The organism is Pseudonocardia sp. (assembly GCF_050246655.1).
Taxonomy (GTDB): domain Bacteria; phylum Actinomycetota; class Actinomycetes; order Mycobacteriales; family Pseudonocardiaceae; genus Pseudonocardia.
Genome location: NZ_JBFWVQ010000220.1, coordinates 1 through 4,361, shown reverse-complemented (window position 1 = coordinate 4,361; position 4,361 = coordinate 1). Strand labels below are relative to the sequence as shown.

General features: G+C 72.8%; 3 protein-coding genes. 2 read left to right on the top strand and 1 reads right to left on the bottom strand.

The annotated features are described in order from the left end of the window. On the bottom strand, positions 1 to 1,169 hold a 1,169-nt coding region (locus AB7J25_RS30370; RefSeq protein WP_428514785.1), incomplete at its 3' end, for a DUF222 domain-containing protein. 703 nt (positions 1,170 to 1,872) lie between these two features. On the opposite strand from AB7J25_RS30370, the gene AB7J25_RS30365 reads away from it, so the two are divergent. After that, on the top strand, positions 1,873 to 3,021 hold the full coding sequence (locus tag AB7J25_RS30365; RefSeq protein WP_428514783.1) for a cytochrome P450: 1,149 nt from the start codon (positions 1,873 to 1,875) through the stop codon (positions 3,019 to 3,021). Between the two features lies 1 nt (position 3,022). Beyond that, positions 3,023 to 4,258 (top strand): MFS transporter, encoded by a 1,236-nt coding sequence (locus AB7J25_RS30360; RefSeq protein ID WP_428502870.1) that lies wholly within the window; start codon positions 3,023 to 3,025, stop codon positions 4,256 to 4,258. The last annotated feature ends 103 nt before the right edge of the window (positions 4,259 to 4,361 follow it).

The following is a 4,361-nucleotide window of genomic DNA, read 5'->3' as shown; positions in this document are numbered from 1 at the left end:
ATGACACGATCTGCACACCATTGCGCAATTTGCCAGCGACGTTTCCCCGCCGGATTCCACGCCACGATGTGGTGGATTTCGCACCAGCTCGCCGCGCGCCCGCAGCGTGCGCAGCCGCGATCCCGGGCGGCGATGGCGCGGCGTAGCCCGTCCGGGATGACCCGGGTCGCGCGGCCCACGTCCAACGGCTGCCCGGCCCCGCCCAGCACGACCGGCACGACGCGGGCGTCGCAGCAGAGCATCCGCAGGCTCTCCGGCGACAGCGGGCCGCCGAGGTCGAGGCAGGCGGCACGAGCGCGGTTCTCCAGATCCTCCAGCCGGACGATCACGGTGAGGTGCGGGCGCTCTCCACCGCCGGCCGGCAGGACCTCGGCGTCGGCGTGGTCGAGGACGTAGCCGCAGGCGTCGGCCAGGGCTTCGGCCTGCCGCTGCCCCAAGGACCGCTCCTCGGCGTCGGCGGCATCCACGGGGCGGGCGCCGGCGTCGACCACGCGGGCGATGGCGTCGTACAGGGCCGGGTCGTCGAACCGGCCTTTGATCTTCCCGCCGGACCCGGACCGGTCGCGCGTCAGGAACAGCTCGTTCACCCCGGGCGCGGGTGGGCGGTCCTCCGGCTCCGGGCCGTCCTGGTCCAGCGTCTCCACCAGTGCGGTGCCCCAGGCCTGCAGGTCCGTGGGCGAGTAGTCCCCCGCCTTCGCGGCGATCTGTTCCTCGGCTGCCGCCCACACGTCCGGCGTCAGCCGCCGCGCGGCGTCCGAGCTGAGCACTCGGGCGACCACCTCGACCTGCCGGGCCGAGCAGCCCCCGGCGGCGAACACCTTCGCGGTGGCGGTGAGCGTCGCGGGCAGCACGGTGCCGTCCAGCGCCACCCGCTCGGCGGCCTGCCCGGCCACCAGCACCCGCCGCCGGGCGTCGGCCCACTCCATGCCGAGCAGGTCGGCGAGCGCCTTGGTGGTGGACGTGTAGCCCTTGATCAGGAACGTACCGCGGCGGCCCAGGTCGGCCAGTGCGCCGACGGAGACCCGCTCGAAGGTTCGGGCCGCGTCCTCGCATTCGCTGAGCACCGCCAGAAGCTCCTCGTCGGAGGCGGCCGGGCCCGAGGCGGCGATCAGCTCGGCGACGGCCTGGGCGAGCAGGCGGTGCGCGGCGACCAGCCGATCCTCGGACATCCCACCACTCTACTCGAACAAGCGTTCGAAACACGTTCCGTTTGTCCTGCTGAACGAGCCTTTCATCGAGTTGAGGAGCTGTGGTCCAGACCCGAAGAAACGCCACGACACGGCGAGAGCGCTGTCTCGGTGACCTGTCCGTCCCGCCGCACCCGCTCGACACCGCGCAGGAGTTCGTCCCCTGACGTCCTACGAGGTCCGCGACGAGCTGGAGGACCTCGTCCGCCGAGACCTGCTCGCGCCGTGGGTCGGCGAGCACGAGCAGCTCGCCCCGAAGGCGATGGGACTCCGCGAGCGCGCCCACCGCGCTTCGGAGGATGCACCGGGGTCTCGCCGTTGGCGACGGAGCCGGTCCGCGCCACCCCCCGCTGGTGCCCGTACGACGTACCCCACGCCTTACCGAACGGTCAGTAAACCCTTACCCGGCGGCGGGGCATTTCTCGACCTCACGACACTGTCCGCGCCCACCGTCGGTCCCGCAACCTTGCGTGCAGAGGCCGAAGTCGCCCGGTGAATCCGGGCCCGGGGGAGTGCCTCTCGGTTTCCGGGATCTGTCCGGAGAACCGTTGCCGTGACGGTGAGAGGGGGGTGCGCGATGCGTTACGACCACTTCCTGTGATCGACCGACGGAGCCGGGCCCGGAGCGAATCCGGGCCCGGCCCGTCTTTCTTCCCCAGATTCCACACGAGAGAAGACACCGCCGATGACCACGTCCCTCCGCTACGACCCGCTGGACCTCGCCACGATCGCCGACCCGTACCCGGTGTACGCCGAGCTGCGGGCGCACGACCCGGTGCACTGGCACGAGGGCATGCGCTCGTGGGTGCTGACGCGCTACGACGACTGCCGCGACGTGCTGCGCAACAGCGACGTGTGGGCGCGCGACTGGCGGCGGGTCGGCGCGCAGGTGCCCGACGAGCGGATCAACATCCAGTCGCAGGACCCGCCGGAGCCGAAGAAGCTGCGCGGCATCGTGATCGGCTCGCTGCGCGAGCAGCAGATGGCCGAGATGTGCCGGCGTGCGGGCGACACGCTCGACCGCATCCTCGCCGGACGGGAACGCGGCGCCGGGTTCGACCTGATGGCCGAGATCGCCGCGCCACTGGCGCTGCAGATCACCTGCGACCTCGTGGGCGTCGAGGAGCCGGGGAGCTACCACGACATCTACCTGGGGCTCACCCGCCGCATGGACAGCGGGCTCGTCCCCGAGCACGCCGAGCCGGGGCTGGCGGCCGGGCTGGAGCTGGTCGCGATGATGCGCGACTGGTTCGCCACCACACGCCGTCCCGGCATGATCAGCGTGCTGCGCGACCACCCCGGCACCGACGGCATGGCCGACACCTACGTGCAGAACACCGTCAGCGCGATCTTCAATGCCAGCTACAGCACGCTCTTCGCCTCGACGGGAGCCGTGGTGCAGCTGCTCATGCAGCGCCCGGACGTCCTGGAGCGGCTGCGCGACCCCGCGCTGATGGCCACCGGGGTGGACGAGCTGGTGCGGTTCACCGCGCCGGCGCAGGGCACCAGCCGGGTGGCGACGTGCGCGACGGCGATCGGCGGCACGCCGATGGAGCGCGGCGACGTCGTCATCACGATGTTCGCCGCCGCGAACCGCGACCCGGCCCGCTTCGACCGGCCCGAGGAGCTGGTGCTCCACCGGACCCCGAACCCGCACCTGGGCTTCGGCTGGGGGCCGCACATCTGCGTCGGCGCCCGCCTGGCGACGGTGTGGCTGCACGAGCTGATCGGCCGGCTGCACCGCGCGCCGGCGCTCGTCCCCGCGGGCGAGGCCCGCTGGATGCGTTCGGCGACCCTGCGCAATCTCGAACTCCTCCCGACGGCGATCGCGTGAGATGAACAAGCTCCTGCTCGATCCCGCACCGTTGCGGGAATCGGCCGATTTCCGCAGGCTCTGGATCGGGCAGGCGTTCTCCGGGTTCGGCGGCCAGATGACGGTCTTCGCCGTCGCGCTGCAGGTCTACCTGCTCACCAGGAGCACGGTCGCCGTCGGCGTGATCGGGCTGTGCGTCGCGATCCCGACGCTCACGATCACCCTGTTCGGCGGGGCGCTCGGCGACGCCTACGACCGGCGCCGCATCGTGCTGCTCACCGGCTCAGGTCAGATCGTCGTCTCCGCGCTGTTCGCGGTGCAGGCGTTCGCGGGGTGGGACCGCCTGTGGGTGCTCTACCTGCTCTGCACGGTGCAGTCGACGCTGCTCGCGATCGGCGTCCCGGCACGGCGCAGCTTCATGGCGCGGCTCCTGCCGCGCCACCAGCTCGCGGCCGGGGCGGCGCTGGGCACGCTCGCGATGCACGCGAGCGCGACGGCCGGGCCGATCGTGGCGGGCGTCGTCGCCGGGTCCTTCGGCCTCGGGATCTGCTACGCGATCGACACCCTGAGCTTCGTCGCGGCGATCTACGGCGTCGCGCGCCTGCCCGCGATGCCGCCCGAGGGCGGTGCCACCCGCCCCGGCGCGGGGGCCGTGCTGGCCGCGCTGCGCTACATCCGCGCTCGCGACGTGCTGAAGGGCGCCTTCCTCACCGACCTCAGCATCACCCTGCTCGCCGCGCCGACGGCGCTCCTGCCCGCGATCAACGACGTGAACCTCGGCGGCCGGCCCGAGACCCTCGGCCTGCTCGTCGCCGCACCCGCGATCGGTGGCGTTCTGGGATCGCTCCTGTCCGGTCCGGCTGCGCGCACGCCCCGCAAGGGCCGCGCGATGCTCGTCGCCGCCGTGGCCTGGGGGATCGCGATCGCGGCGTTCGGCCTGGTCACGGTGCCCGCGCTGGCCGTCGCGCTGCTCGTCGCGGCCGGGATCGCCGACGTCGTGAGCGTCGTGCTGCTCACGACCATCACCCAGACCGAGGTCGACGACTCCCACCGCAGCCGGATGAGCGCGGCCGAGTTCGTCGTCGGCGCGGGCGGCCCGCAGCTGGGCAACCTGCGCGCCGGCCTGCTGGGCGGCGTCCTCGCGCCCGGCACCGCCGCCGCCGTCGGCGGCCTGTCCACCCTCCTCGCCGCAGGCGTGATCGCCGCGGCCCTCCCCGGCTTCGTCCGCTGGAAGTCCCCTGAAGGAGCAGTCCGATGACCCTGATCGACGCGGCCCCGGTTCCGGCGCCGCACACCGCCACCGACCTCCCGGTCGTCAACTCGTGGAACGAGTGGGACCCGCTGGAGGAGGTCGTCGTCGG

Bases quoted from the DNA above. Each gene is read 5' to 3' on its own strand.
- AB7J25_RS30365 (WP_428514783.1), top strand. From the start codon at position 1,873: ATGACCACGTCCCTCCGCTACGACCCGCTGGACCTCGCCACGATCGCC.
- AB7J25_RS30360 (WP_428502870.1), top strand. From the start codon at position 3,023: ATGAACAAGCTCCTGCTCGATCCCGCACCGTTGCGGGAATCGGCCGAT.